At 34.8% G+C, this 1,685-nt stretch carries 3 protein-coding genes and 1 tRNA gene; 3 read left to right on the plus strand and 1 reads right to left on the minus strand.

Translation table 11 applies throughout. The features are described from left to right. On the plus strand, positions 1 to 455 hold a 455-nt coding region (locus AMDU4_RS13955; protein WP_021788564.1), incomplete at its 5' end, for an adenosine-specific kinase. Further along, positions 456 to 528 (plus strand) — tRNA-Arg (locus AMDU4_RS13960). It abuts the gene before it with no gap. 137 nt (positions 529 to 665) lie between these two features. Here AMDU4_RS13960 and AMDU4_RS13965 read toward each other — a convergent pair. After that, positions 666 to 1,031, minus strand: coding sequence for a nucleotidyltransferase domain-containing protein (locus AMDU4_RS13965; RefSeq protein WP_021788565.1), 366 nt, complete (start codon positions 1,029 to 1,031; stop codon positions 666 to 668). A 346-nt stretch (positions 1,032 to 1,377) separates the two neighbouring features. Here AMDU4_RS13965 and AMDU4_RS13970 point away from each other — a divergent pair. After that, positions 1,378 to 1,685 (plus strand): nucleoside hydrolase (locus AMDU4_RS13970; RefSeq protein ID WP_290705613.1); only part of this gene is annotated, 308 nt, incomplete at its 3' end.

Consider the following 1,685-nt stretch of genomic DNA (forward strand, 5'->3'; position numbering starts at 1 on the left):
AACCCGATGGCGTGAATGTTATACTGGGTTATTCCCATTTCATCAAGACGGTTGAAGATATAAATGAGATAATAAAAACAATAATTCCGGCATGTGAATATGCTATAGTATTTTCTGAAGCTTCCGGTGATAAATTAATCCGCTATGAAGGAAATAGCAAAGAATTAATAGATTATGGCATAAACAATATAAAAGCAATTTCAGCCGGGCATACTTTTATTATACTCCTGAAAAATGCCTTTCCCATAAGCATATTACCACAACTGAAAATGAGCCAGGAAGTGGGAACAATCTTTGCTGCCACTGCAAATCCGCTTAAGGTAATATTGGCAAAAACAGAAAATACAAATGCTATAATAGGGATCGCGGATGGCTATTCCCCAGTAGGAGTTGAACAGGATTCGGACAAAGAAAAACGCAGGAAACTTCTCAGGGATATAGGTTATAAATCTTAGGGGCCCGTGGTGTAACGGATTATCATATAGGCCTCCGGAGCCTATAATCCGGGTTCGAATCCCGGCGGGCTCAGATTTTTGTATATCATATATAAAATCAAAAATTGTGACAGTAGGTAAGATAACACTCAAATGCTGAAATCTTAATTACCGGCTACCTACTCTGTTGAATAAAATAGCATAATCAATATTCGATTGTTATACTTTGTATTACATCAATTTATAGTCATCTTTTATTGTTATAGAATTTTTTAACGCCTCTTTCCATGATGGTTTTAAAAGCATTTTTTGTGCTTCCATATAATCCCAACAAATTATATCAGCATAATTGATTTCATCATACAGTTCAGGCAGAATATATGGGCGATCTAAAAATCTTATATTCTTAAATTTATCCGATATAACTATTATATCTATATCGCTCCACAAATTAAAATCTCCCCTGGCGTATGATCCAAACAATATAAAGGTTACATTCCCCAATTCTCTGGATAACTCTGTTGCATACTGGTTCAGTAGATTTAATGTGCGTCTATGTTTTTCTTTTCTAATTTCAATTTCCTCATTTATTGGCAATTGGATACCACCTCTTTTACATAGGATATGATTTTCGCTGCTGGTTCTTTTGCAAGAAGAGCATCATTATCCGTAAAATGTTCCCATGGGGAACATTCAGTAAATGCATCGGGGCATCTTGGAGATATATATAGCTTATCAAGATATAGATTATTATATTCATATCCATATCTGTGTTGATAATATTTCCAATAATGCCCATGTTAGAACTTTCTTCTCCACCTGTGGCAATTGATTTCAATTCCCTAAATAGAATCAATCTGTATCAAACGGATTCTTAGTGAATTGCTAAATACCCGATAATATGCAATAGCAAATTATTTTTATTAACATAATATAAACATAAATGGGTAAACTTATTCTCAATGTGGACACAGGCATTGATGATGCATTTGCAATGATACTCCTGAATAAATACCGGATATTTCCTGAATTCATTGTGGCAGCTTCAGGAAATTCAACACTGGAAAATACATACAGAAATACTACCGGTATAACCAATCTTCTTCAACTGGGTTGCCCAGTATACCCTGGATCATATAAACCTCTTGTTAGGCATCATTATCTCGAGGATTTTCATGGTGAAAATGGAATAGGGTGCTATGAGTTCGACGAGGTATCACTGGAAAACCAACCCAATGGAATTATAAAAAT

Source organism: Ferroplasma sp. Type II (assembly GCF_000496155.1).